General features: G+C 64.4%; 18 protein-coding genes and 8 pseudogenes. 16 read left to right on the top strand and 10 right to left on the bottom strand.

What is annotated here, in order from left to right; all coding sequences use genetic code 11:
- The first annotated feature begins 115 nt into the window (after positions 1 to 115).
- The 8 genes and pseudogenes from QP181_RS08545 to QP181_RS08510 all read left to right on the top strand — a co-directional run bounded on the left by QP181_RS08545 (position 116) and on the right by QP181_RS08510 (position 6495).
- Positions 116 to 1198: a Zn-dependent alcohol dehydrogenase gene (locus QP181_RS08545; RefSeq protein WP_333928263.1), complete on the top strand. Its 1083-nt coding sequence runs from the start codon at positions 116 to 118 to the stop codon at positions 1196 to 1198.
- A 17-nt stretch (positions 1199 to 1215) separates the two neighbouring features.
- Positions 1216 to 2286, top strand: coding sequence for a phosphotransferase family protein (locus QP181_RS08540; protein WP_333929596.1), 1071 nt, complete (start codon positions 1216 to 1218; stop codon positions 2284 to 2286).
- 86 nt (positions 2287 to 2372) lie between these two features.
- Positions 2373 to 3137: an SDR family oxidoreductase gene (locus tag QP181_RS08535; protein WP_333928262.1), complete on the top strand. Its 765-nt coding sequence runs from the start codon at positions 2373 to 2375 to the stop codon at positions 3135 to 3137.
- 15 nt (positions 3138 to 3152) lie between these two features.
- A pseudogene (locus QP181_RS08530) lies at positions 3153 to 3949 on the top strand (SDR family NAD(P)-dependent oxidoreductase).
- Positions 3946 to 4287, top strand: a complete 342-nt coding sequence (locus QP181_RS08525) for a hypothetical protein (RefSeq protein WP_333928261.1) — start codon at positions 3946 to 3948, stop codon at positions 4285 to 4287. The pseudogene QP181_RS08530 and the gene QP181_RS08525 overlap by 4 nt, the downstream one beginning before the upstream one ends.
- 148 nt (positions 4288 to 4435) lie before the next feature.
- Positions 4436 to 5143 carry a guanitoxin biosynthesis heme-dependent pre-guanitoxin N-hydroxylase GntA gene (gene gntA / locus QP181_RS08520; protein ID WP_332754367.1) on the top strand — a complete coding sequence of 236 codons (708 nt, stop codon included), beginning with the start codon at positions 4436 to 4438 and terminating at the stop codon, positions 5141 to 5143.
- Positions 5140 to 5763, top strand: a complete 624-nt coding sequence (locus QP181_RS08515) for a DUF1989 domain-containing protein (RefSeq protein WP_333928260.1) — start codon at positions 5140 to 5142, stop codon at positions 5761 to 5763. The genes gntA and QP181_RS08515 overlap by 4 nt, the downstream gene beginning before the upstream one ends.
- Positions 5764 to 5880: 117 nt before the next feature.
- Positions 5881 to 6495 carry a superoxide dismutase gene (locus tag QP181_RS08510; protein WP_333928259.1) on the top strand — a complete coding sequence of 205 codons (615 nt, stop codon included), beginning with the start codon at positions 5881 to 5883 and terminating at the stop codon, positions 6493 to 6495.
- 147 nt (positions 6496 to 6642) lie between these two features.
- On the opposite strand, the gene ispZ is transcribed toward QP181_RS08510, so the two are convergent.
- From ispZ to QP181_RS08490, 4 genes are all read right to left on the bottom strand, one after another.
- Positions 6643 to 7245: a septation protein IspZ gene (gene ispZ / locus QP181_RS08505; protein ID WP_333928258.1), complete on the bottom strand. Its 603-nt coding sequence runs from the start codon at positions 7243 to 7245 to the stop codon at positions 6643 to 6645.
- A gap of 159 nt (positions 7246 to 7404) precedes the next feature.
- Complete coding sequence (gene ftsY, locus QP181_RS08500) at positions 7405 to 8340, bottom strand: signal recognition particle-docking protein FtsY (protein WP_132740487.1); 936 nt, start codon at positions 8338 to 8340, stop codon at positions 7405 to 7407.
- Positions 8337 to 9584: a tRNA (N(6)-L-threonylcarbamoyladenosine(37)-C(2))-methylthiotransferase MtaB gene (gene mtaB, locus QP181_RS08495; protein ID WP_333928257.1), complete on the bottom strand. Its 1248-nt coding sequence runs from the start codon at positions 9582 to 9584 to the stop codon at positions 8337 to 8339. Before mtaB ends, ftsY begins: the two co-directional genes overlap by 4 nt.
- Before the next feature lie 310 nt (positions 9585 to 9894).
- Positions 9895 to 11517 (bottom strand): putative bifunctional diguanylate cyclase/phosphodiesterase, encoded by a 1623-nt coding sequence (locus QP181_RS08490; RefSeq protein WP_333928256.1) that lies wholly within the window; start codon positions 11515 to 11517, stop codon positions 9895 to 9897.
- A gap of 336 nt (positions 11518 to 11853) precedes the next feature.
- On the opposite strand from QP181_RS08490, the gene ffh reads away from it, so the two are divergent.
- From ffh to rimM, 4 genes are all read left to right on the top strand, one after another.
- Positions 11854 to 13401, top strand: a complete 1548-nt coding sequence (gene ffh / locus QP181_RS08485) for a signal recognition particle protein (protein WP_333928255.1) — start codon at positions 11854 to 11856, stop codon at positions 13399 to 13401.
- Between the two features lie 94 nt (positions 13402 to 13495).
- Positions 13496 to 13951, top strand: a complete 456-nt coding sequence (gene rpsP / locus QP181_RS08480) for a 30S ribosomal protein S16 (protein WP_333928254.1) — start codon at positions 13496 to 13498, stop codon at positions 13949 to 13951.
- A gap of 242 nt (positions 13952 to 14193) precedes the next feature.
- Positions 14194 to 14334: a hypothetical protein gene (locus tag QP181_RS08475; RefSeq protein WP_333928253.1), complete on the top strand. Its 141-nt coding sequence runs from the start codon at positions 14194 to 14196 to the stop codon at positions 14332 to 14334.
- A gap of 1 nt (position 14335) precedes the next feature.
- Entirely contained in the window at positions 14336 to 14812 is a 477-nt protein-coding gene (gene rimM, locus QP181_RS08470; RefSeq protein WP_333928252.1) for a ribosome maturation factor RimM, read from the top strand.
- A 27-nt stretch (positions 14813 to 14839) separates the two neighbouring features.
- On the opposite strand, the gene QP181_RS08465 is transcribed toward rimM, so the two are convergent.
- Positions 14840 to 15745, bottom strand: coding sequence for an NAD(P)/FAD-dependent oxidoreductase (locus tag QP181_RS08465; RefSeq protein WP_333928251.1), 906 nt, complete (start codon positions 15743 to 15745; stop codon positions 14840 to 14842).
- A gap of 147 nt (positions 15746 to 15892) precedes the next feature.
- Between QP181_RS08465 and trmD the strand changes: the two are divergent.
- A pseudogene (trmD, locus tag QP181_RS08460) lies at positions 15893 to 16584 on the top strand (tRNA (guanosine(37)-N1)-methyltransferase TrmD).
- Positions 16581 to 16974 (top strand): annotated as a pseudogene (gene rplS, locus QP181_RS08455) (50S ribosomal protein L19). The pseudogenes trmD and rplS overlap by 4 nt, the downstream one beginning before the upstream one ends.
- Positions 16975 to 17972: 998 nt before the next feature.
- Here rplS and QP181_RS08450 read toward each other — a convergent pair.
- A pseudogene (locus QP181_RS08450) lies at positions 17973 to 18511 on the bottom strand (pseudouridine synthase).
- Positions 18512 to 18603: 92 nt separating this feature from the next.
- Between QP181_RS08450 and QP181_RS08445 the strand changes: the two are divergent.
- Positions 18604 to 19674 (top strand): HEPN domain-containing protein, encoded by a 1071-nt coding sequence (locus QP181_RS08445; protein WP_333928249.1) that lies wholly within the window; start codon positions 18604 to 18606, stop codon positions 19672 to 19674.
- A 314-nt stretch (positions 19675 to 19988) separates the two neighbouring features.
- On the opposite strand, the pseudogene rpoD reads toward QP181_RS08445, so the two are convergent.
- The 4 genes and pseudogenes from rpoD to QP181_RS08425 form a co-directional block, all read right to left on the bottom strand.
- Positions 19989 to 22017: pseudogene (gene rpoD / locus QP181_RS08440) on the bottom strand (RNA polymerase sigma factor RpoD).
- Positions 22017 to 23878: pseudogene (dnaG, locus tag QP181_RS08435) on the bottom strand (DNA primase). Before dnaG ends, rpoD begins: the two co-directional pseudogenes overlap by 1 nt.
- 141 nt (positions 23879 to 24019) lie before the next feature.
- Positions 24020 to 24223 (bottom strand): annotated as a pseudogene (locus tag QP181_RS08430) (endonuclease domain-containing protein); the annotation flags it as partial.
- A 135-nt stretch (positions 24224 to 24358) separates the two neighbouring features.
- On the bottom strand, positions 24359 to 24811 hold the full coding sequence (locus QP181_RS08425; RefSeq protein ID WP_107952276.1) for a GatB/YqeY domain-containing protein: 453 nt from the start codon (positions 24809 to 24811) through the stop codon (positions 24359 to 24361).
- Between the two features lie 140 nt (positions 24812 to 24951).
- Between QP181_RS08425 and carA the strand changes: the two are divergent.
- Positions 24952 to 26262: pseudogene (gene carA, locus QP181_RS08420) on the top strand (glutamine-hydrolyzing carbamoyl-phosphate synthase small subunit).
- The last annotated feature ends 83 nt before the right edge of the window (positions 26263 to 26345 follow it).

Genomic DNA, 26345 nt, shown 5'->3' with positions numbered 1-26345 from the left:
TTCCGTTCGTCCTGAAGTCGAAGGACCGGCTCGCTTGGGGCAATGTCCTTCGACTGCGCTCAGGACGAACGGAATTTTTGATTGTCCGCCCGCCAATTTCGGAGCCTGACTACCCATGAAAGCCGCAGTCCTTTTCGAAGCCAACACCCCGCTCAGCATTGAGGATGTCACCATCTCGAAGCCGACCGCGCACGAAGTGCTGATCCGCACGGTCGCGGTCGGCGTGTGCCGGTCCGACCTGCATTTCGTCGATGGCGCCTATCCGCATGCGATGCCGACGATTCCGGGGCACGAGGCTTGCGGCGTGGTCGAGGCGGTCGGTGAGGAAGTTCGCAGCGTGAAGGTCGGCGACCATGTCGTCACGTGCCTCTCGGCCTTCTGCGGCCAGTGCGAGTTCTGCGTCACCGGGCGGATGTCGCTGTGCATCGACGCCAGCGTTCGCCGTCCCAAGGGCGCCGCACCGCGCCTCATGCTCGGCGATCGACCGATTGCGCAGATGCTCAACCTGTCGGCCTATGCCGAGATGATGTTGGTCCACGAACACGCGTGCGTGGCGATCGACCGTGACATGCCAATGGACCGCGCGGCATTGCTCGGCTGCGCGATCACCACTGGGGCAGGGGCGGTGTTCAACACTACGGATGTGACGCCGGGCGAGACGGTCTGCGTGGTCGGCTGCGGCGGGATCGGGCTCGCTGCCGTCAATGCGGCGAAGATCGCCGGTGCGGGGAAGATCATCGCGCTCGATCCGGTCCCCGAGAAGCGCGCGATGGCGGAGAAGCTCGGCGCGACTCACAGTATCGACGCATTGTCGGACACCGCCGCGGACGAGGTCGTCGCGATCACCAAGGGCGGCGTGCATCACGCAATCGAGGCGGTCGGGCGTGCGCAATCGGCGGCGACCGCAGTCAAGGTGCTGCGCCGCGGCGGTACCGCCACAATCCTCGGGATGATGCCGCTCGGCGAGAAGGTCGGGCTGTCGGCGATGGACCTGCTCTCAGGCAAGCGCTTGCAGGGCGGCTTCATGGGGTCGAACCGGTTCCCGGTCGACATCCCGCGGCTGGTCGATTTCTACATGCGCGGGCTGCTCGATCTCGACACGATCATCGCCGACCGGATGCCGCTGGAGCGCATCAACGACGCGTTCGACGAACTCCGCCGCGGCGACGCCACCCGTAGCGTGATCACCTTCTCGTGAGTGACGCATCGATCAGCATGGTCGGCACGATCGCAGTCGGCGACAAGGACCGTCTCGACCTCGACACGCTTGGCGCGTGGATGACCGCCAACGTGCCGGGGTATGCGGGGCCGCTGACCTACGCGAAGTTCGCCGGCGGCCAGTCGAACCCGACCTACCGCCTCGACACACCGGAGCGCGCCTACGTGCTGCGCCGGAAACCGTTCGGCCCCATCCTGCCGAGCGCGCACGCCGTCGATCGTGAATACCGCGTGATTGCGGGCCTCCATCCGACCGGCTTCCCAGTGCCTCGGCCCTATGGTCTCTGCGAGGACGCGGCGGTCATCGGTTCAGCCTTCTACGTCATGGAGATGGTCGAAGGGCGGACGATCTGGGACGGCGCGATGCCGGGTGCGACTCCGCCTGAGCGTACCGCGCATTACGAAGCGATGGTCGACACGCTCGCCGCGCTCCACAACACCGATTATGCAGCGGCAGAGCTCGAGGAGTACGGCAAGCCCGGCAATTATTTCGAGCGCCAGGTCGGCCGCTGGACCAAGCAATATCGCGCGGCCGAGACCGAGCATATGGAGTCGGTCGAACGCCTGATCGAGTGGCTCCCGCGTACGCTGCCCGAGCAGACGCGCACCTCGATCGTCCACGGCGACTACCGCATCGACAACATGATCTTCGCGCCGTCCGAGCCAAAGGTCATCGCGGTGCTCGACTGGGAATTGTCGACGCTCGGCGATCCGCTGGCGGACTTCTCGTATCTGCTAATGAGCTGGGTGACCGAACCCGAGGGGCGCTCGGGCGTGCTCGGCATGACCGGGCCGGAGACGGGCATCCCGACGATCCAGCAGGTCGTCGAACGCTATTGCGCCGCCACCGGCCGCGACGGCGTGCCTGATCTCAACTGGTATTTCGCCTACAACCTCTTCCGCCTGACCGGCATCGTCCAGGGCATCAAGAAGCGTATTGTCGACGGCACTGCGTCGAGCGCGCAGGCGGAGAAGACGGTGGCGAAAATTCACGGGCTTGCGGATGCGGCGTGGGGGTTTGCGGTGAAGGCGGGGCTTAATTCCCCTCCCGCTTGCGGGAGGGGTTAGGGAGGGGCTGACCTCCCCCGGCATGAAACGATGCGGAAAGATCGGGCCCTCCCCGACCCCTCCCGCAAGCGGAAGGGGAGCAGAAGATGTCGCAATTCGACCTGACCGGCATGGTCGCCATCGTCACGGGATCGTCGCGGGGCATCGGCCTCGCCTCAGCGCGCGAGCTGGCGGAACACGGCGCGAAAGTCGTGATCTCCAGCCGCAAGCAGAACGCCTGCGACACGGTCGCGGCGGAACTCAACGCTAGGCACGGAGACGGCACCGCGATCGCCATCGCCGCCAACATCTCCGACAAGGCAGCCCTCCAGCACCTCGTCGACCAGACCCGCGCCCAGCTCGGCCGCATCGACATCCTCGTCTGCAACGCCGCCTCGAACCCCTATTACGGCCCGCAGGCCGGCATCGCCGACGACCAGTTCCGGAAGATCCTCGACAACAACATCGTCTCCAACCACTGGCTGATCCAGATGGTCGCGCCCGAGATGCTCGAGCGCCGCAGCGGCAGCATCATCATCATTTCCTCGATCGGCGGCCTGCGCGGCTCGCCGGTGATCGGCGCCTATTGCATCAGCAAGGCCGCCGACATGCAGCTCGCGCGTAACCTCGCGGTCGAATTCGGACCGTCGAACGTCCGCGTGAACTGCATCGCCCCAGGCCTGATCAAGACAGACTTCGCCCGCGCCTTGTGGGAAAACCCGCAGCGGATCGAGGCCGCGAACACCAGTGTGCCGCTCCGCCGGATCGGCGAGCCGGAAGAGATTGCCGGCGCGGTCGTCTTCCTGGCGTCGTCGGCAAGCAATTTCATGACCGGCCAGACGATGGTCATCGACGGCGGCGTCACGATCTAACCGAAGGACCATGCGATGCGCTTCACGGACAAATCCATCATCGTCACCGGCGCAGGCTCCGGCATAGGCCGTGCCGCCGCACTCCTGTTTGCGAGCGAAGGGGGCAGGGTCGTCGTCGCCGACAAGACCGAGGGCGCGGACGAAACCGCACACCTGATCGCGCAAGCCGGCGGCACGGCCAAGGCGATCCGCATCGACGCCGGGCTCGAGGACGACGTGATCCGCGCGGTCGCGCTGGCGTGCGACAGCTTCGGCGGGCTCGACGTGATGTTCGCCAATGCGGGTATCTCCGGCGGCATGGCGAACCTGTTCGACACCGACGTCGCGCTCATCACCGAAGTGCTGCGCGTCAACCTGATCGGCCCGTTCCTCGCGATCAAGCACGCCGCCCCGCGTATTGGTGAGAGGGGAAGGGTGCGATCGTGCTGACCGCCAGCGTCGCGGGAATCCGCTCGGGTGCCGGGTCTCCGGCCTACTCCGCGTCGAAGGCTGGCGTCATCAACCTAGCTGCCGTCTCGGCGCAACAACTCACCGGCTCTAATGTCCGCGTCAACGCGATCTGCCCCGGCCTGACCGAGACGGGCATGACCAAACCCGTGTTCGACTACGCACGCGAGGCGAACAAGATGGACCGCGTCGGCCGCCTCAACCCGCTCCACCGTGGCGCGCAACCCGAGGAACTCGCCAAGGTCGCGCTATTCCTCGCCTCCGACGACGCCAGCTACGTCAACGGCCAGGCGATCGCGGTGGATGGTGGTCTCTCGTCAAGCCATCCCGTCACGCGGCAGGAGTACGGCAAGACCGCCGCATGACTCGAAGCGCGGGCAAGCAGCCGCCGCTGTCGACGCCCGACGGTCGCTACATCGTCGTCCGCGGTCGGTTGTGGCGCAAGGCGAACCCCGATCTGTCCGATGCGGATCGGGATCGTCTGGTGCACGATCTGATGGATGCGCGACGTGCTGTGGCGCAAGCCCGACGGCGCAGCGATGTGGAAGGCAAGCATGCCGCACATGCCGCGGTCGACACGGCTAAGCGAGGCCTCGGGGAAAGAGGCCCGGTATGGTGGACCGACGGCGCGCCCGATTTGAACCGGCATATGGCAAGGACGACGTCCTATGCGGAATGGTTTTCTATAGCAGACACATCGTGACGTTGTGCGTTTAGCACCCGGCAACTCTCTAAAGTTACGCGATATTTACTATTAGGTGTCGTGAGATGTTCTGCCGAACCGCCCCCGTAATCGCCTTAACCCACGGCAATGCAAGGAACGGGTAGCGTCGGAAAGCGTCCTTGCTCCTATGGAAATTCAGCAGTCATCATTATTTCCCTGGCGCCACAAGGATCAGGACACGCACGTCGCGCTGCTCCGCGATCACATAGCTGAAGCGACCTTCCCGTGTGTCGGCGCAAAAGCCGCGGTGGCAAAAGGCACGTTGGAAGTGCTGTCTTGCAATAGGATCGATTCCGCGTGGGACGACGTTCGTATCCATGACGGCCTGTTGACCTTTGCAGCCGCATACCGCGCAGATCCGGCGCTGTTCCGGAGCTTTGCCGTCGTGTTCGACGAGCCGGTGACGTTCGACGAGCCGACCTTCGAGCGGCATCTCTGGAACCGTATCCAGTCGCTATCCGACAAGGATGTCTGGCGCGGACAGGAATATGACGAGCGCGTGAGTGCCGATCCGGACAGCCCGCATTTCTCGCTCAGCTTCGGCGGCGAGGCGTTCTTTGTGGTCGGCCTGCATCCCAATGCCAGCCGCCCCGCGCGACAGTTCGCGCGCCCGACGATGGTCTTCAATCTGCACGACCAGTTCACGATCCTGCGCGCGCAGGGCCGTTACGAAACGATGCGCGAAAAGATCATGGTGCGTGACGAGGCTATCGCCGGGTCGCGCAATCCCATGCTGACGCGTCATGGCGAAATGAGCGAGGCCCGACAGTATAGCGGGCGCTCGGTCGACGATGTCTGGCGCTGCCCGTTTTCCTATCAGGGAGCATCGTCATGACGGGCGTAACCGGCGCGCTGGCCGTGATCGAGATTCCGGAGCGCAGCGGCACCGCGTTTCGTCTCGCGCGGGGCGAGACGCTGACCGTGATCGACCCTCGTGGCGAGCAGGTTGCCGATCTGCTCGCGTTCAACGCTGTCGATCTCGACGAGGTCATATCCTCGGGGCGGACGCTCGATTATGCCGAGACGATCTACCTAACGACGGGTCACATTCTCTATTCGAACCGGTCGCAGCCGATGCTGGAGATCATCGCGGATGACGTCGGCCGGCACGACTTTCTGCTGACGCCGTGTTCGTACGACACGTTTCATCATTTCTATCCGACGCTGACCCCGCATCGGGGGTGTTTCGGCAATCTGGCGGCGGCGCTTGAGCCTTATGGCGTGGTCCCCGATCGGATTCCGACGGCGTTCAACTGTTTCATGAACGTGCCGATCGACGCAGATACGGGTAAGCTCAGTGTCCTGCCCCCGATCAGCAAGGCTGGCGACGAGATCGTGTTCCGCGCGGCGATGGATCTCGTCATCGGCCTGACGGCGTGTTCAGCACCGGATTCGAACGGCGGCACGTTCAAACCGATCCATTATGCGATCGGAGCTAATCCTCGACTGCGATAGAACGGCGCAAACGCAGGATGCGGACGGCATGCGCTACGCTTGCGTAACGACTTTGTGGGGACCATTTGGGGCGGGCGGGCGTTTGACGTCCGACCCCATTCACGAAGGAGAATCCTGATGGCTTTCGAACTCCCACCGCTGCCTTATGCCTATGACGCGCTTGAGCCGGTGATCGACCAGGAAACGATGAAGTTTCATCATGACAAGCACCATGCTGCGTATACGGCGAAGCTGAACGAAGGCGTCGAGAAGGACTCCGCGCTGCAGGGCAAGTCGATCGAGGACATCCTCGGCATGATCTCGTCGCAGCCGCCGCTGGTCCGTAACAATGGCGGTGGCTTTTGGAACCACGACTTCTTCTGGAAGACGATGGCGGCCAAGAACGGCCAGGCACCGTCGGGCAAGCTCGCCGAGGCGATCGATCGCGACTTCGGCAGCCTCGACAAGCTGAAGGAAGAGTTCAACACCAAGGGTGCGGGGCAGTTCGGTTCGGGCTGGGCGTGGCTGATCGCCGATGACAGCGGCAAGCTGAAGGTCACGAGCACCCCGAACCAGGACAACCCGTTGATGGACGACGCCAAGGAGCCCGGTACGCCGCTGCTCGGCAACGACGTCTGGGAGCACGCCTATTACCTGACGTACAAGAACGATCGTCCGGGCTATCTGAAGGCCTGGTGGGACATCGTGAACTGGGACGTCGTCGGTGAGCGCTACGCGAAGGTCGCGGGCTGAACCCAACTCGAACAACCCCGACCTTAATAACCACCGTCACCCCAGCGAAAGCTGGGGTATCCCGGTTGGCAGTCGTCTCGGCTAGAACCGGGAGATCCCAGCGTTCGCTGGGATGACGTGTCCGAGTCGGGATGACGGATAGTGAGATTACCCTTCGGGCGGCAGGTCGGTCACGGCCTTGTCGCCCGTTTGCAATCCATGCTTCAGCAGCATCGGAATATTGGCGAACGCGAACAGCAACGTGAGCGGGATCGCGCCCCACAGCTTGAAGCCGACCCAAAAATTCCACCCGGCGTCCTTGCCCCACGCGGCCAGCGTGTAGCGCCAGACGAATTCGTTCAGCAGCGCCATGAAAATGAAGAACACGACCCAGTTGCGCGTTAGCTTGTGCCAGCCCTGGGCGGTGAGGCCGGGATACGCGCTTTCAAGCAACGATTGGAGCAGCGGGCGCCCGGTGAGCAGCCCGAACAGCAGGATCGCGGCGAACATCGCGTAGATGATCGTCGGCTTCATCTGGATGAAGCGCTGATCGTGGAAATAGATCGTCAGCCCGCCGAACACGACAATCAGCGCGCCCGACAGCCACAGCATCGGCGAGATATGCCCCGCCTTCACCTTCGACACGATCATCGCGGCGATGGTGGCGATGATGAACGCGGTGGTGGCTGCGATCACGCGCGCGATCGGCATGCCTGGGGTGAGGAAGTTCACCGCGAAGAAGATCGCGAGCGGGCCGTAGTCGACGCCCATGCGAAGACCGGGGGATAGGGGGGCTTGGTTGGGGTCACGAGATCAATCCAGAATACCGTTCGTCCTGCGCGTAGTCGAAGGACATGCCACAAACGGGCCGGTCCTTCGACTACGCTCAGGACGAACGGAAAAGAGGGGCGCAGAGCGGATGGAAAAGCGTTACTTCCGAACGCTCTCCACCCCCGCGATGATCCGGCTCACTTCGTTGGCATCGAATGGGCGCAGATCCGTCATCCCCTCGCCGATCCCGATCGCATGGATCGGCAGGCCGTATTTCTCCGCCGCCGCCACCAGCACGCCGCCGCGCGCGGTACCGTCGAGCTTGGTCATAACCAGGCCGGTGACTCCTGCGACCTCCTTGAAGACCTCGATCTGCTGGAGTGCGTTCTGGCCGGTGGTCGCGTCGAGGACGAGGACGATGTCGTGCGGGCTCTCAGGGTTGATCCGGCCCAGCACGCGGCGGATCTTCGCCAGCTCGTCCATCAGCTCGCGCTTGTTCTGGAGGCGACCGGCGGTGTCGACGATCAGCACGTCGATGCCGGTCTCGGTCGCCTTCTTGACCGCGTCCCACACCACGCCCGCCGCATCGCCGCCCTCGGGACCGGTCACGATTGGCACGCCGACGCGCTCGGCCCAAGTCCGGAGCTGACCGATCGCGGCGGCGCGGAACGTGTCGCCGGCGGCCAGCATCACGCCGTAATCCTGCTCCATCAGCAGGTGCGCGAGCTTGGCGATGGTGGTGGTCTTGCCCGAGCCGTTGACGCCGATGACGAGAATGACCTGCGGGCGCGGGAAGGCGTCGATCTCGATCGGTTTGGCGACCGTAGCGAGGACCTTCTCGACCTCCTCCGCGACAATCACGCGGATGCCTAGCTCCTCCATGTTGCGCTCGAAGCTGCCCTCGGCGAGGCGGTGGCGGATGCGGCCGGCGGTCTCGGGGCCGAGATCAGACGCGATCAGCGCTTCCTCGATATCGTCAAGCGTCGCATTGTCGAGCCGCGCGCCGCCGAGGCCGGCGAGGTTGCCGACGAGCCGATCGGAGGTGCGCTTGAAGCCGCCGATCAGCTTGTCGTGCCAGGTTGGGGTGGTGCTCATGATGGTTCTCGTGTTGCGCTGAGGCGATCGCTCGTGGCGCCGGTGATCGTGATGCGGACGATGTCGCCGGGTATGGCGGGTTCGTCCAGCAGGACTTCTGCGAAATTGCCGATATGGCCGCGGTCGCCGGGGCGTTCGACCAGGACGTCCTGGCTACTCCCGACCAGCGTTCGGAGCCATTTCGCTCGCGCTGTCCCGCCCGCCTCGCGGAGGAGGGCTGCGCGGTGACGACGAACTTCCGGCTCGACCTGCGGCATCCGCGCGGCGGGGGTTCCGGCGCGGGGCGAATAGGGGAAGATGTGCTGGTGGACGATGTGGCAGTCGTCGATCAGCGCGAGCGTGTTGGCGAACATCGCCGCGTCCTCGGTCGGGAAGCCGGCGATCAGGTCCGCGCCGATCGCGATATCGGGGCGGGCGGTCTTGAGGCGATCGACGAGCGCGACACTTTCGGCGCGCGAGTGGCGGCGTTTCATGCGCTTGAGGATCATGTCGTCGCCGGCCTGCAACGACAGGTGCACGTGCGGCATGATCCGACGCTCGGTGGTGAGCAGGTTGAAGAGACGGTCGTCGATCTCGATGCCATCGAGCGAGGAAAGGCGCAGGCGTTCGAGCTTCGGCACGTGATGCAGGATGCGTTCGACGAGGTGGCCGAGCGTCGGCGCGCCGGGAAGGTCGGGGCCGTAGCTGGTCAGGTCGACCCCGGTGAGGACGATCTCGCGGTGGCCTGCGTCGACGAGGCCCGAGATGCGGTCGACGACCGCGCCCCCGGGGACCGAGCGGCTCGGACCGCGGCCGAACGGGATCGCGCAGAAGGTACAGCGATGGTCGCAGCCGTTCTGGACCTCGACGAAGGCGCGGGCATGCGCGGAGAAGCTGGCGGCGAGATGCGGCGCGGTCTCGCGGACCTGCATAATGTCGGATACGACGACCGGGGCTTCCGTCTGCCAAGCGTGCGCTGTGAGCTTGTCCGCGTTGCCGATGACGCGGTCGACTTCGGGCATCGCCGCGAAGCTGGTTGGGTCGATCTGCGCGGCGCATCCGGTAACGACGATCTGAGCCTCGGGCCGGTCGCGCTTGGCGCGGCGGATCGCGACGCGCGTCGCCTTCACCGCGGCGTTGGTGACCGCGCAACTGTTGACCACGACAATGTCCCGCCCGGCGACGAGCGCGCGGATGGTCTCGCTTTCGGCGATGTTGAGGCGGCAGCCGAGGCTGATGACCTCTGGCTGCAGGGCAGATGGCATGGAGCGCGATTTAGGAGGGGTGGGGGCGAAGTCCACGCTTTGCATCGCGGTAGTGGCGCATCCGGCGTCCTGTTCTCCTGCGAACGCAGGAGCCCAGGGTACCGACCGGAGCACTGCTTGGTCCTAGGCTCCCGCTTTCGTGGGAGAACGAGAGTTAGGGAGAAGCCTTATACACCGCACACCACCCCGGCGGAGGCCGGGGCCCAGTTGGGAGACGATGGTGGTGAGGGACTATCCGTCGTCACTGCAGCCTTTCCAACTGGGCCCCGGCCTCCGCCGGGGTGGGGCTGTGTGAGCGGCTGGCAAAACCTCACCCCGCCAACCGTGGCGCAATCCCCCGCGGTGGCGCATCACGGTCCGGCCGCTGTGCCAGCAACCGCTTCTCCGCGAGCAACCGGCGGACCTGCGCCGCGCCGAGCGGTCGCCCATACAGATACCCCTGGCCCTTCGCGCATCCAATCGCGCGCAGGCGTTCCTCGATCACGGCGTCCTCGATCCCCTCCGCGGTCGTCGGCAGGTTGAGACTGTCCCCCAACCGCGCGATCGTGTTCACGATCGCCATGCTCTCCGGATTATCAAGGATCGAAGTGACGAAGCTCTTGTCGATCTTAATCCGGTCGAACGGCAGCGCCCGCAGATGCGCCAGACTCGAATAGCCCGTCCCGAAATCGTCCAGCGCGAGGCGGATGCCCTGGTTCTTGAGGCTCCCCACGATCGACTGCGCGAGCGGGAGATTGTCGAACAGCGCGCTCTCGGTAATCTCGATCTCGAGCCGGCTCGCGGGAAAGCCCGTCTCCACTAGCGTCTTGATGATCTTCTGCGCGAGCCACGCATCGCGCAACTGCAGCGGCGAGACGTTGACCGACAGCGTGAGCCCCGCGTCCCAGTCGCGCGCGGCGGCGAACGCCTGGCGCATGATCGACAGCGACAGCTCGCCGATCAGCCCGATTTCCTCGGCGATCGGGATGAACACGTCGGGTGCGATAATGCCCTTGGTCGGATGTTCCCAGCGCGCAAGGACCTCGAAGCCGGTGATGCGGCCGGTGGTCAGGTCGACCTGCTGCTCGAAATACGGGACGATCTCCTGTGCCGGGATCGCGTTGCGCAAGCCCGTCTCGAGTTCGCCGCGCAGTTGCAGCGAGCGCTCCATCGATCGATCGAACCACGCATGGCGGCCGCGCCCAGCGGTCTTGGCGGCATGCAGCGCGATATCGGCGTTGCGCAGTAGCGCGTCGATCGATGCGCAGTCGCTGTCGGAGCGCGCGATGCCGATCGATACGCCGGTATGGATGTCGACGCCGTTGCTTCGGAACGGCAGCGCGAGGCCGGCGACCATCCGCTCGGCGATCCGGTCGGCGACGTTCTTGTGCGCGGAGTCGAACACGAACGCGCAGGCGAATTCGTCCTCGCCGAGCCGCGCGAGCAGGCTGGTGCTCGGTGCGATCGCCGCGATCGTCTCCGCGACATAGGCGAGCAGCAGGTCGCCGACCGCATAGCCGTGCAGGTCGTTGACGCTCTTGAAATGGTCGACGTCGATCGTCAGCATGGCCATCGCCTTGCCGCGGCGGCGGGCGCTGGCAAACAGCGTCGCACCGTCTTCGGACAGGCTGCGGCGATTGAGGAAGCCGGTGAGCGCATCGCGTTGCGCCAGCGCTTGCGCGCGGTGGCCGGCGTCGGTGAGGTCGCTCAGCTCTTCCGCGAGTGCACGGTAGCGAAACCAGCCGAACAGGATCAGCGCGACGTTCAGTAGCATCGCCGCGATCAGTGTCCGGTCGATCACGGCGGTGCTGCCGCGCAGATTCGCCAACGCCTTGACCAGGACCGTGCCGCCGGTGCCGACGAACAGCAGGATCGCGGCGCCTGTCACGGCGCCGGTCATGAATTCCCGACTGATGTTGCGGGGCGCACGCGTCGCCGCCGACTTTGCGGTCATGGGAGTGTCCGGTCGTTGATTGGTCGCCGGTGTGGCATGCGACAGGTGTAGGAGATGTTAAGGCGGCGTCGGCTCGGGGCAGGGCGTGGCGTGAGTGCGCCTGGTTGATCTACGTTGCGTTAGTTTGTTCTCCCGCCTTCGCGGGAGAACAAGGAAGCGAGCACTCGGTAATTCCAGCCCGCAACCCGATCTTGCATCTCCGGCTGCATTCCAGTAGGTGGCCCATCACGTTCCGTTACGGGGCGCATTGGACGAGCATCCAAGGATGCACGCTGGCCGGCGAGGTTTCGCCCGCCGGCGCTTTTGCGTTTGGTAACGGTGTATGGGAGTATTTCGATGTTCGAAAGCCTGAGCGATCGACTTGGCGGCGTCTTCGACCGCCTTCGCGGCCGGGGTGCGCTGACCGAAGCGGACGTGCGCGCGGCGATGCGCGAGGTGCGTGTCGCGCTGCTCGAAGCCGACGTCGCGCTGCCCGTCGCCCGCGAGTTCGTCGAAAAGGCGACCGAGAAGGCGATCGGCCAGAACGTCCTGCGTTCGGTCACGCCGGGCCAGCAGGTCGTCAAGATCGTCAGCGATGCGCTGGTCGAGATGCTCGGTTCGGATGCCGTCGAGCTCGAGCTGGGCGTCACGCCGCCCGCCGTCATCATGATGGTCGGTCTTCAGGGCTCGGGCAAGACGACCACGACCGCCAAGATCGCCAAGCGGCTGGCGGCAGGGCAGGCCAATTTTGGACAGGCCGGTCGCGAGCGGAAGAAGGTCCTGATGGCGTCGCTCGACGTCAATCGCCCGAACGCGCAGGAACAGCTGGCGACGCTCGGCACGCAGATCGACGTCGCGACTCTGCCGATCGTGCAGGGCCAGCAGCCGGTCGATATCGCCCGTCGCGCGATGCAGGCGGCCAAGCTCCAGGGCTATGACGTCCTGATGCTCGATACCGCGGGTCGTCTCCATGTCGACCAGGCGTTGATGGACGAGATGAAGGCGGTCGCCGACGTTGCGAAGCCCGCCGAGATCCTGCTGGTCGTCGACTCGCTGACCGGCCAGGACGCGGTCAACGTCGCGCAGAACTTCTCGGATCAGGTGCCGCTGACGGGTATCGTGCTGACCCGCATGGACGGCGATGCCCGCGGCGGCGCGGCGCTGTCGATGCGCGCGGTCACGGGCAAGCCGATCAAGTTCGCAGGGACCGGCGAGAAGCTCGATGCGCTCGAGGCGTTTCATCCGGAACGTGTCGCTGGGCGCATCCTTGGCATGGGCGATGTCGTCAGCCTGGTCGAGCGGGCCGCGGAGTCGATCCAGGCCGAAGACGCCGAGCGCATGGCCGCCAAGATGGCCAAGGGTCAGTTCGACATGAACGACCTGCGGGCCCAGCTCGCGCAGATGCAGCGGATGGGCGGGCTCGGCGCGCTGGCTGGGATGATTCCCGGCATGAAGAAGGCGCAGGGTGCGGTCGCGTCGGTCGGTGGCGAAAAGGTGCTGGTGCACATGGACGCGATGATCGGCTCGATGACGATCAAGGAGCGCAACAAGCCCGAACTGATCAACGCCAAGCGCAAGATCCGCATCGCCAAGGGCTCCGGGACGACCGTCCAGGAGGTCAACAAGCTGCTCAAGATGCACCTCGAAATGTCGACCGCCATGAAGAAGATCAAGAAGATGGGCGGCATGAAGGGCATGATGGCGATGCTCGGCAAGGGTGGCCTCGGCGGCGGTCTTGGTGGCATCGGCAACGCGATCGGCGGGCCGCAGATGGGCGACATGCTCAACAAGGCCGGTGCTGGTGGCCTGCCGGGCGGTTCGTCCGGCGGCGGGCTTCCGGGGCTTGGTGGCCCCAAGATGCCGCAGATGCCTGCCGGTTTCGACGATTTTCTGAAGAAGAAATAACCAACCCGACCTCTGACCGTCATCCCAGCTAGAGCTGGGATCTCCCGGTGAGAGTGCGGACCCTGACAACCACAAGACCCCAGCGTTCGCTGGGGTGACGTTTAGATCCAGAAGGAAAATATCATGGCAATCAACATTCGCCTCGCGCGGTGGCTCCAAGAAGCGTCCTTACTACAAGATCGTCGTTGCCGATGCGCGTTCGCCGCGTGACGGCCGCTTCATCGAGAAGATCGGCAACTACAACCCGCTCCTCGCCAAGGACAACGAGCAGCGCGTGCAGCTCGACGCCGACCGCGCGAAGCATTGGCTGAGCGTCGGTGCGCAGCCGACCGACCGCGTCGCACGCTTCCTCGACCAGGCTGGCGTGCTCGAGCGTTCGGCGCGCAACAACCCGAACAAGGGCAAGCCCGGCGAAAAGGCCACCGAGCGCGCCGAAGAGCGTGCGACCAAGGCGGCTGAAGCTGCCGAGGCCGAGGCCGCTGCAAAGGCAGCACCTGCTGCCGAGGCAGAGGCACCTGCCGCTGCCGAGACCGAAGAAGCCGCTTCGTAAGACAGCGCTTCTGGAGTGGGGCAGGGCGTGATCGTCCTACCCCTCTCCGTCATGCCGGGCTCGTTCCGGCATCCACCCGTCCGCGGATCCGAAAGAATTGGGTGCGTGGAACGGTGGACCCCGGAGCAAGTCCAGGGGTGACGACGGGCGGGAGGCAACCCCCGCTCCGACTACGGGTCGCCAACCGCACCCGATCCGGACTTCATGCGTTCTTCCTGGGTAACCCCGAACAGGAGCGCATAATGGCCCCCGAATCTGACCCCCGCACAGCCCCCGCACCCGAGGACATCGAAGATGCCACCAACCAAGGCGTCTCCGCCGACGAACCCGCCGAAGGCTCCGACGACACCCCCGGCCGCGACGAAGGCTCCGCGCAAGGCTGACGTGACGCTCGCCGTCGTCATCGGTGCGCACGGCATCGGTGGCGAAGTGCGGCTGAAGGTCTTCGCCGAGAATTTCGGAAGCTATAAGAGCTTCAACAACGGCGCGCTGTCGCTGAAGTCCGCGCGCAACGGCAACAACGGCATGATCGCGCGCTTCGCCGAGGTCGCCGATCGAAATACTGCCGAGGCTATGCGCGGAACCGAGCTGACGGTGCCGCGATCTTCGCTGCCGCCGTTGGAAGACGGTGAATATTATCACACGGATGTGATCGGGCTCGATGTCGTCTCGACCGATGGCGAGGCGATCGGGCGCGTCGTGGCGATAGATAATTTCGGTGCGGGCGACGTGATCGAGATCGAACGCCCCGCCGTAGACGACAAGCCCGGCAAGCGCTTTATGATACCGATGCGCCCTGAAGCCGTGCCTGAGTGGGATGCCGACCGGCTTGTCGTCGAGGCCTCTTTCGCAGCTGAGTAAGCCTTGTTCTCCCAAGTTGAGTAGCGATTACCGCCGAAGTGGTCGCTGTTCGGCGAGCATGTTGCGGATGGTCGTAGCGGCGACGCCGGCTTCTCCCATTGCGTGACTGATCTGGTCGAGACCCTTCACGACGTCGCCGGCTGCGAACAGGCCGGGGATTGAGGTTCGCTGGTGCGAGTCGACCTCCAGGCAACCGTCTTCGGATGCGCGGGCGCCTGCTGCGACGGCCAGTTCCGAACGGATGATTGACCCGAGCGCGGGATAGATGCTGTCGAACGATAAGCGTTCGTCGACCGTGTCGAGTGCGAGCTTGTCGCCCGCAATTGCATAGTTGCCGCAGGGACCACCGACGCGGATGATGCCGGCTTCGTCTAGCGCCGCTTCGCATGCCGGGTCGAGATCGTGGCTCCCCTCGGGCGCGATCAGCGTCACGTCTTTCGTGTATCCGCGCAGGAACAGCGCCTCGCGCATGCCGTGGTCGCCGGTGCCGATGATGCCTACGCGCTTGTCGGTGACTTCGTAGCCGTCGCAGATCGGGCAGTAGCGGAGCAACCCCGCCTCCAGCGCTTCGTCGTGGATTGCGTCGGGCATGTCGGGGCGGTTGTTCACGACTCCGGTGGCGAGCAGTACGCTCCGGGATCGCGCGCGGCGATCGCCGAGCCGTACGGTGAAGCCGTCGTCGTCGACCTCGATCGCATCTACCCGCACGCCCTCGCGCACCGCACCATAATTCTCCGCCTGCGCTAGCATCCGGGCTAGCAGGTCCGTGCCGCGGATGCCTTCGGGATAGCCGGCATGGTTGTGCGTGCACGGGATCAACGCGGCGCGGCTGCTGCCGCAATCGAACAGCCGGATCGAGAGGTGGAACCGGGCGAGATAGATGGCCGCGGTCAGGCCCGCCGGGCCGGCGCCGATGATGATGCAGTCGTCCATCCGCCGCGAGCGTTTCGCCAGCGTAATTGTTCCACTGCGCCGATCCGTATAGGTGCTGAGTATATTCGGCGCCGCACGCTGGCGCAAACGCATAGAGAATTGGACGCTGTGACTTTCGCTGCCACGATATTGACGCTGTATCCTGAGATGTTTCCCGGGCCGCTGGGGACGTCGCTCGCTGGGCGCGCGCTGGGGGAGGGGCGGTGGTCCTGCTCGCCGGTGCAGATCCGGGACTTTGCGACCGATAAGCACAAGTCGGTGGATGACACGCCGGCCGGGGGCGGGGCTGGGATGGTGCTCCGGGCCGACGTGGTGGCCTCGGCGATCGACAGCGTGGCGGATGGGCGGCCGGTGCTGGCCATGACGCCTCGGGGAAGCCTCTTACCCAGGAGCGGGTTCGCCAGCTTGCGCAGGGCCCGGGCGTCACTATTCTCTGTGGCCGGTTCGAGGGGTTCGACGAACGCCTGTTCGAGGCGCGGGAGATCGAGGAGGTCTCGATCGGCGACTACATCCTGTCGGGGGGCGAGATGGGCGCGCTGGTGCTGCTCGATGCTTGCATTCGGCTGCTGCCCGGCGTAATGGGCGCGGCTTCTAGTGGGGATGACGAGAGCTTCGAAACGGGGCTGCTCGAATATCCGCACTATACCCGACCTCAGATATGGGAAGGGCGCACGATCCCGCAGGTGCTGCGATCGGGGGATCATGCGAAGATCGCTGCATGGCGCAAACGCCGCGCGGAGATCGATACACGGTCACGGCGACCGGACCTTTGGGAGCGCCATGAGGGCGTTCGGGTCCAGTCGCCCTCTGGCGCGCAGCGACACGAGGACGAGACATGAACCTGTTGCAGACGATCGAAGCCGAGAACATCGCGAAGTTCCTGGCCAACAAGACGATCCCCGATTTCCGCCCCGGCGATACGCTGAAGGTCGGCGTGAAGGTCGTCGAAGGCGAGCGCACGCGTATTCAGAACTACGAGGGCGTGTGCATCGCGCGCTCGAACAAGGGCATGGGCTCGAACTTCACCGTGCGGAAGATGAGCTTCGGCGAGGGCGTCGAGCGCGTCTTCCCGCTCTACTCGCCCAACGTCGATCTCGATCGAAGTCGTCCGCAAGGGCGCCGTGCGTCGCGCCAAGCTGTATTACCTGCGTGGCCGCACCGGCAAGGCAGCGCGTATCGCCGAGCGTCGCGACATGCGCCCTGCCAAGGGCACCGCAGCCGCCGAGTAATCGGAGTCTGTTCGAGTTGAAGAAGGGCGCGGGGGCGATGGTCCCCGCGCCCTTTTTCATTGTGCGCGGGGTGGGGGCTGGTTCGGGCGGCAAGGTGTTGCAAGTGTTGCCGATTGTTGGTGCTTCGCGTTTATGCTGCAGCACGGAAGTATAGGAAGTGTAGACGCTGGGAAGCTTTTTCGCTGTGGCGGTGGCGGTGGCATCGGGGTGTGGGGGCAGTGTCGCGGTGAAGGGCGCGGGCGCGGGCATTCGGTGACGTTGCACTTCTCCGGGCGTGTAGGACAGCCGATTAGCTCGCCGCCAGCGGTGGCGGTGGTGGCTGCACGCTTCCCCAGTCCTTCAGAGCATGGTGGCGGCTATTCGGTTGGACAGGGACACGCTTCCTCCGCAGGCCCGACTTGCGCTTCCTTGTTCTCCCGCGAAGGCGGGAGCCCAGTCTGGGTCCCCGCCTTCGCGGGGAAACACGTCTTGCTGGCGGATCGGGATAGCTACCTGCTTGGGCTGGACGGACCTTGCCACGCTGAGCGCGCTCGCGTGGACATGCCCCACCCCGACCCTCCCCTGAAGGGGAGGGAGTTTTCGTCGTGCGCTGCCATCGGCATCATCGCCATCATGCAACCGCGGCGCATCACGCAACGCGCCGTCATCCCCGCGCAGGCGGGGATCCATATCCTCGGGGGTTGGTAATCATGGTGCGAGGTCAGCCAGTATGGGTTCCCGCCTCCGCGGGAATGACGAGCGTTGGTTGGGATGACCTAACCCCCACCGCGCCGTCATCCTGACGAAAGTCAGGACCCAGAGCAAAGCAGCGCGGCGTTTGTGATCCTGGGTCCTGACTTTCGTCAGGATGACGGCGTGGGTGGGGAGGCGTTCCGCTTGCAATCGCCAACGCTGTCGTCTGGAGGGCGTAGTTATGGGGCGTGCGAGCCTCAGGGCCCGCAGACCGCCGCCAGCCCTCCTCGACCACCCGTCAGGCTTCAGGCGTCAGGCGTCAGGCCTCAGGCGTCGCGCCATGCGCCGGGCGCCAGACCCGCCACGGTCCAGTCGCCGATGCTCCACCGGACCAGCCGCAGCGTGGGGTGGTCGATCGCGGCGGTCATGCGGCGGACCTGGCGGTTGCGGCCTTCGCGGATCGTTATCTTCAGCCAGCAATCCGGGATGCTCGCGCGGACCCGGATCGGCGGCATGCGCGGCCAGAGGTCGGGGGCGGCGATCCGCTCGACGTCGGCGCGGGCAGGGCCGTCCTTCAGCAGGACGCCGCCCCGCAGCCGATCGAGCGCGTCCTCGCCGGCATCGCCCTCGACCTGCACGAGATAGGTTTTGGCCAGCTTGAACTTCGGGTCCGCGATCCGCGCCTGGAGGCGACCGTCGTCGGTCAGCAGCAACAGCCCTTCGCTATCGCGGTCGAGCCGCCCCGCCGGATAGACGCCCGGCACATCGACGAACTGCGACAGCGTCGCGCGCGGGTCGGGCTGTTCACGTCGGTGAACTGGCTGAGCACGTCGTACGGTTTGTTGAACAGGATTAGACGGGGCATGGCTGGACCTTAGCGCGACGGCAATGACGGGGTCGAGCGGTGTTGCCGATTGAACGGAAGTGATAGTCTCCGCGTCTGGAAGGACTTGGCCAATGAGTGGTGCGCTGGGATTTACCGAGTTTGACGAGCGGGATGGTACACCTGCATTCATGACAGGCATGGATCAGCTCGATCGCCTTCTGATTACTGAAAAGGTACCAGTCCCTGGCCGGCCCTTACACGCCATGCGGCGCATTGCGATGGCGCGAAAGATAGAGATGGTGATCGGCGGTTCGGGGCAATCGGCCACTTCGGTAGCGGTCTCCCGCTGGTATGCTGAACGGTACGGTGATCGTCTAAAAGTCGATTTTAGTCCTGGGCGGGCCGTAATACTCGTCAGGGGAGATCCGCTAATCCTAAAGTTGCCTTTAATCGTTGGAGAATGGGACGGTGTCGCGGACGTAACGAAGCTTCTTCCGGGTCTTACGCAACCAATGTTTGCTAGCCTGAGTGAAGGTGAAATGCAGGACGTCGTGTCAGCGCTACCTTGGATGCAGCAGCGCTTTGCGGCTCTTGAAGTGTTAGCTTCTTCTATCCGTGCAAATCTTGAAGCGGCTATCATGCAGATGACGTCACAGTCCCCGCATTTCGGAGAATCTCATTGGGCGTCACTTCAGTTTGCAGAAAAGACCATGAAGCGCTTTCTGCGGTCAAAAGGGCGTACGCCCAGTCGCACACATGATCTGAGAGCTCTATTGCGAAGTTGCGAATCAGCCGGGCTCCCCCGTGGTATGCAGCCCATTCTAAAAATGATTCAGTGTGATGCCGGAGTTCGCTATTCCGAAGATGTTACTTTAGATGCAGCGCTAGCAGCGCACCATGCTAGTATTGATCTCACGGCATACGTGGCGCAGCATTTGGTTGACAAATCTTCTTCAAATACGGTGATTGATGATCAAGATCTTGCAGATCTTGTTCTGTCAATGTCATTCGGCATTGAAAGCAGCCATAATGGGAATCTGCTGTATGCATTTGCAATGGCTGACAACTCCATCAGACGACTGCTATTTTCAAGTCAACACTGTAATTGGCTACATAGAGAGATAGCGAGTTCAATTGATAAAGGGCGGCACAAAGATGATCGCCTTTTATTCACAAGGGGGCGAGATATCCGGAACGCTTAACCGCGCCATCCGCTTAACTTATTCTACACACATATGCCGGAATTTGGACCCGAAGATTATAAGGCGACGGATATAATTCAAGTTAAGTCTGTAAAAGCTTCTGATGAAAGCCGCTATCTAGTGTTAGAAATAGAGGGTGTGCGAAACGAGACCGCGCGATTAATTATATGGTCCGAGCTTGTCGCTCCTTTACTAGAAACAATAGACAACGGTCTTGCCGAAGGACGGGTCGGCGGTCTTTTTGCTTAAAAATAACGCAGAAGGCCGCGGTGTTTCCACCGCGGCCCATTCGTTCAATTAGCAATCCGCAACCCTTACTGGTCGAGGAAGCTTCGCATCTTCCGTGACCGGCTCGGATGCTTCAGCTTCCGCAGCGCCTTTGCCTCGATCTGGCGGATGCGCTCGCGGGTCACCGAGAACTGCTGTCCGACCTCCTCGAGCGTGTGATCGGTGTTCATGCCGATGCCGAAGCGCATGCGCAGCACGCGCTCCTCGCGCGGGGTCAGCGACGCCAGCACGCGCGTGACCGTCTCCTTGAGGTTCGCCTGGATCGCGGCATCCACCGGGATGATCGCGTTCTTGTCCTCGATGAAGTCGCCGAGATGCAGAATCCTCCTCGTCGCCGATCGGCGTTTCGAGGCTGATCGGCTCCTTGGCGATCTTCATCACCTTGCGCACCTTCTCCAGCGGCATGGAGAGGCGCTCGGCCATCTCCTCCGGGGTCGGTTCGCGGCCCTGCTCATGGAGGAACTGGCGGCTGGTGCGGACCAGCTTGTTGATCGTCTCGATCATGTGGACCGGGATGCGGATGGTCCGCGCCTGGTCCGCGATCGAGCGGGTGATCGCCTGGCGGATCCACCAGGTCGCGTAGGTGCTGAACTTGTAGCCGCGGCGATACTCGAACTTGTCGACCGCCTTCATCAGGCCGATATTGCCCTCCTGGATGAGATCCAGGAACTGAAGCCCACGGTTCGTGTATTTCTTGGCGATCGAGATCACCAGCCGCAGGTTCGCCTCGACCATTTCCTTCTTGGCGATACGCGCCTCGCGCTCGCCCTTCTGGACCATGTTGACGATCCGGCGGAACTCGGTGAGCGCCATGCCGGTCTGCTGCGTGATGTCGGCGATCTCGGCGCGGATGCGCTCGACCGCTTCGCCCTCGTTGGCGACGAACGCGGTCCACTTCTTGTCGACCTTGTTGACCGTCGTCAGCCAGTTCTCGTCGATCTCGTGACCGATATAGCGATCGAGGAAGTCCTTGCGCGGCACCTTGTGGCGCTCGGCGAGGCGCAGCATCTGGCCGCCCAGCGCGGTCAGGCGACGGTTATAGGCATAGAGCTGATCGACCAGATATTCGATCTTGGCGTTGTGGAACTGGACGCTCTCGACTTCCGCCGTGAGTTCCTCGCGCAGCTTCTGGTACTTGCGTTCGTCGGCCGCGGAGAAATCGCCGCCGATGCCCATCGCGTCGACGCGCGACTGCTGGATCTTGCTGAACTTCTTGTAGAGCGCGGTGATGCTGGCGAACCGCTCGAGCGCGATCGGCTTGAGCTGTTCCTCCATCTGCGCGAGGCTGAGGGTGTTGTCCTCCTCCTCGTCGTCCGATGCGCGCGGGGCCCGGCGCTCGCCGTCCTCGTCCTCGTCGGCGGACGGCTCTTCGGGCTCAGCCTCTTCCTTGAACGAAGGGCCAGCGTTCTTCTCGCTGATCTCGCCGTCGTCGGCTTCGCCGTCCTCGGCCATCGCTTCGGGCGCGGGGTCCTTCGACAGCATCGCGTCGAGATCCATGATCTCGCGCAGCTGCATCGTGCCCTCGTTCAGCGCGGTCGACCAGTCGATGATCGCGTTGAAGGTGATCGGCGATTCGCAGAGACCCAGGATCATCGTGTCGCGACCCGCCTCGATGCGCTTGGCGATCGCGATCTCGCCCTCGCGGCTGAGCAGCTCGACCGCGCCCATCTCGCGCAGGTACATGCGGACCGGATCGTCGGTGCGATCGATCGTCTCTTTCTTCTTCTCGATCGCGGGGCCTGTGTCGGCATCCGCGTCAGCGGCCTCCGGCTCGTCCTCGTCGTCCTTGGCGGGCTCGGTCTCGCCGTCCTCGCCGGCTTCGTCGTTCTCGACGATGTTGATGCCCATCTCGCTCAGCGCGGCGCTGATGTCCTCGATCTGGTCGGACGACATCTCGCCCTGCGGCAGCGCTTCGTTGAGCTGCTCATAGGTGATGTAGCCGCGCTTCTTGGCGCGCGCGATGACCTTCTTGATCGACGCATCGTTCATGTCGATCAGCGGCGCATCGCCGGTTTCGTTCGTCTCGGCGGGTTCCGCCATGTTCGCCTTAGCCATCAATCGCCCTCGGTACCCAACGCTCGGGCGTCTTCGTTCGACTGTACAAGATTTGCAAGTCGGACTTCCAACGCCTGTTTCTCTCTTACCATAGCCACTTGTCGTTCGAACGCATCTTCAGTGAAGTGCGTCTGCATCGCCGCGGTCGCCTGCTTGAGTGCCGCGTCTACCTCAGGGCGGGCGACCATGATCGCGATCGCCTCGTCGAGGTCGGCACGGACGCGGGCTGGATCGGCCGTGGTCTGCGTGAACGAATAGGGCATCGTATCGGCTCTCAACAGGTCACTCGCGACTGAATTGAAACCGGACCTCGCCAATATGGTGAGCAAGCGCCCGCTATCAAGCTTCTGGTCCTCAAGTGCAACATCTACGACCGCTTCGAACAATCGCCCGAGCGCGCCGTCGATCATTTGCAGCGAGCCGAGCACCTCCATGTGGCGCGCGATCTCGACCGGGTGGCGGATCAGGCCGGCGAGGACCGCCTTGGCCAAGACGCGGTCGATGCCGGTGGCGAGGAAGGCCTTCGCGTCTTCGGTGACAGGCGCGGCGGGGGCTTCCAGCCGCCTTTGGGGCGCTCGCCTCTGGGCACGAAGGGGGTGCGGACGGGTTTGAAATGCTCGTAGAAGCGGTTTTTGAACTCGGCGTGATATTGCTGCTTCACCGAGGGGTCGGCGATGCCTTCCGCGAGTTCGTGGAGGCGGCGCTTGAGGCCGGCGCGCTGTTCGGGGGTGTCGAGCGCCTCGGCGGCGACTTCGGACGCCCAGAGCCGGTCGACGAGCTGTTCGGGGGTTTTCAGCAGCGCCTCGAACGCGGCGGGACCGCCGGCGCGGACGAGGTCGTCGGGGTCCTGGCCTTGCGGGAGTGTGACGAAGGCGAGGCTGCGGCCGGGCGCCAGTAGCGGGAGCGCGCGGTGGGCAGCCCGGAGCGACGCCTTCTGGCCGGCGCCGTCGCCGTCGAAGCAGAGCAGGGGGACGTCTACCATCCGCCACAGTCGTTCGAGCTGCGCTTCGGTGAGCGCGGTGCCGAGCGGGGCGACCGCTTCGCCGAAGCCCGCCTGCGCGAGCGCGATGACGTCCATATAGCCCTCGACCACCAGCACGCGGCCGGATTTGCGCGAGGCGGGGGCGGCCTTGTCGAGATTGTAGAGCGTGCGGCCCTTGTCGAAGAGCGGCGTGTCGGGGGAGTTGAGGTATTTGGGCTCGCCACCGTCAAGCACGCGTCCGCCGAACGCGATCGTCCGGCCGCGGGGGTCGCGGATCGGGATCATCAGGCGGCCGCGGAACCGGTCGTACGGGTCCTTGCCCTCGACATTGATGAGCATGCCGGACTCGACCAGCATCGGGTCGCCGTACTCCTTCAGCGCGGTCTTGAGCTTGCCGCGGCTGTCGGGGGCGAACCCCATGCCGAACGCGCGCGCCGTCTCGGGCCTGATCCCGCGGCGGTCGAGGAGGGCGCGGGCGTCGGTGCCGGGGAGGCCGTTCAGCTGCTCGGTGAACCAGTCGGCGGCGTCGGACATCACCTCGTGCAGGCCCTTGGCGCGTTCGGCCTTGGCGGCGGACTGGCGGTCCATCGCTGGCATGTCCATCCCGGCGGCCTGGGCGAGCTCCTTGACCGCATCCATGAAGGGGAGGCCGCGCTGGTCGGTCATCCACTTGATCGCGTCGCCGTGCGCGGAGCAGCCGAAGCAGTGATAGAAGCCCTTGTCGTCGTTGACGTAGAACGAGGGCGTCTTCTCGTTGTGGAACGGGCAGCAGCCCTTGTGCTCGCGACCGGCCTTGGTGAGCTTGGTGGTCTTGCCGACGAGCGCGGACAGCGAGGTGCGGGCGCGGAGTTCGTCGAGGAATTGTGGGGTTAGGGCCACTAGATTGTCCCACCCACGACAGAGCTCCCCGCCCGCTTGCGGGAGGGGGCTGGGGGTGGGCACGCGCTCGGTTCCGCTCGCAGCGCTCAGAATGGTCTCCAATACGCCGGCCATGTTCGAGGTCAGATCGTTGTTCCAGAAGCGGATGACGCGGTAGCCGGCGGCTTCGAGCGCTTGCGTCCGCTTAACGTCATAGCTTGCCGCTTCGACATGCTGGCTACCGTCGAGCTCGACGATCAGCTTGTACGAGCGGCATACGAAGTCGGCGAAATACCCGGCGATCGGCATCTGGCGGCTGAACTTCAGGTCCTGCAACCTGGAGCCTTTGAGTTGCCGCCATAGCATCTGCTCGGCATTCGTCGCGTCGTTGCGGAGGTCGCGCGCTCTCTCGGTTGGTCGGTCCAGACGATGGCGCGGGCCCACCCCTCGGCCCCCTCCCGCTTGCGGGAGGGGAGGAAGAAGGGGGCCGCCCTTATCCATTTATGACAGTGCCGCCTTTACCAGGCCGCTCGCCTTGCTCATGTCCAGCTCGCTGGCGTGGCGCGCCTTCAGTTCCGCCATCACGCGGCCCATGTCCTTCATGCCGGTCGCGCCGAGTTCCGCCTTGATCGCCTCGATCGCCGCCGACGTTTCCGCCTCGCTCATCTGCTGGGGCAGGAAGCGTTCGATCACCGCGACCTCGGCCGTCTCCGCATCGGCGAGCTCCTGGCGGCCACCCTTCGAGAACATCTCGATCGACTCGCGGCGCTGCTTGACCATCTTCTGGAGCACTTCGACCACCAGCGCGTCGTCGCTTTCCGGCGCCTTACCGGTCCGCGCCTCAATGTCGCGGTTCTTGATCGCGGCCTGGATCAACGAGATAGCGTTGCGGCTCTGCTTGTCGCCGGCCTTCATGGCGGTCAGCTGCGCAGCCTTGATGTCGTCGCGAATCATGTACTGGTCTTTCAGGCGGTTCGGGATAGCCCGACGGGATAGCGCGTCCGCCGCCCGTTTAACAGATTGACGCTGCGGCACGCCGGCCTTAGCGGACACCACTTAGCGACATCGTCAACGTAAAGAGAGTGCCCAGCCTGATGGCCGACGCCCAGCCTATAGCCATGCCTGCCGGTGCAACAGGCGTCCTGGTCCTCGCCAACGGCGACGTGATCTGGGGTCGCGGGTTCGGCGCAGAGGGCAATGCGGTCGGCGAAGTGTGCTTCCACACCGCGATGACCGGCTATCAGGAGGTGCTGACCGACCCGTCCTTCGCCGGACAGATGATCTGCTTCACCTTCCCGCACATCGGCAACGTCGGCGCGAACCCCGACGACGTCGAGGCGGACGACCCGCACGCGCTCGGCATCATCGTCCGCGAGGACGTGACGCAGCCGTCGAGCTTCCGCGCGGTCGAGGGGCTGGATGGCTGGATGAAGCGGCATGCGCGGATCGGCCTTTCGGGCGTCGACACGCGCGCGCTGACGCGGCGGATCCGGGTTGCGGGTGCGCCTAATGGCGTGATCGCGCATTCGGCTAGCGGCGAGTTCGACGTGGCCGCGTTGCTGGCGATGGCGCGGGCGTGGCCGGGGCTTGAGGGGATGGACCTCGCCAAGGACGTGTCGACCGAAATGCATTATGGCTGGGGTGAGGATGCGCCCGGCGGTGTCTGGAAGCTGGGTTTCGGCTATTCTTCTTCCCCCTCCCGCAAGCGGGAGGGGCCGGGGTGGGCTCCCGGCTTCCTCGACAGACGACGGTGCGGTTGACCGCTCTTCCACCGTCCCCCGGAAGGTGAGCGCGAGCCCACCCCTCAATCCCCTCCCGCAAGCGGGAGGGGAGGCCAGAAGCCCCACGTCGTCGCGATCGATTATGGCTCGAAGCGCAACATCTTCCGCAACCTCGTCGAGGCCGGCGCGAAAGTCTCCGTCGTCTCCGCCACCGCCAGCTTCGACGACGTAATGGCGCTCGCCCCCGACGGCATCTTCCTGTCGAACGGCCCAGGCGATCCCGCCGCGACCGCCGACTACGCCGTCCCGGTGATCCGCCAGCTGCTGGAGACGGGCAAACCACTGTTCGGCATCTGCCTTGGCCACCAGCTGCTCGGCCTCGCGGTCGGCGCGACCACGACCAAGATGTTCCAAGGCCATCGCGGCGCCAACCATCCGGTCAAGCGCCTGTCCGACGGCGCGGTCGAGATCACCAGCATGAACCACGGTTTCGCCGTCGAGCGCGACAGCCTGCCGGCGAACGTCCGCGAGACGCACGTGTCGCTGTTCGACGGATCGAATGCGGGGCTGGAACTGACCGACAAGCCGGCGTTCTCTGTGCAGTATCATCCGGAAGCTAGCCCGGGGCCGCAAGACAGTTTGTATCTGTTTGAGCGGTTTGTAAGGAATATTGATAATGCCTAATTGGGTTCAAATCAGCATTGAACTTCAGCGCGCTGACAAATCATTAGCGCCCTATAATCTTCGTAATTGTCCAGATCAGCGGG

Source organism: Sphingomonas sp. LR55 (genome assembly GCF_036856015.1).
Lineage (GTDB): Bacteria > Pseudomonadota > Alphaproteobacteria > Sphingomonadales > Sphingomonadaceae > Sphingomonas.
Note: the sequence above shows the minus strand (reverse complement) of the source record. Positions and strands in the feature narration are given on the sequence as shown.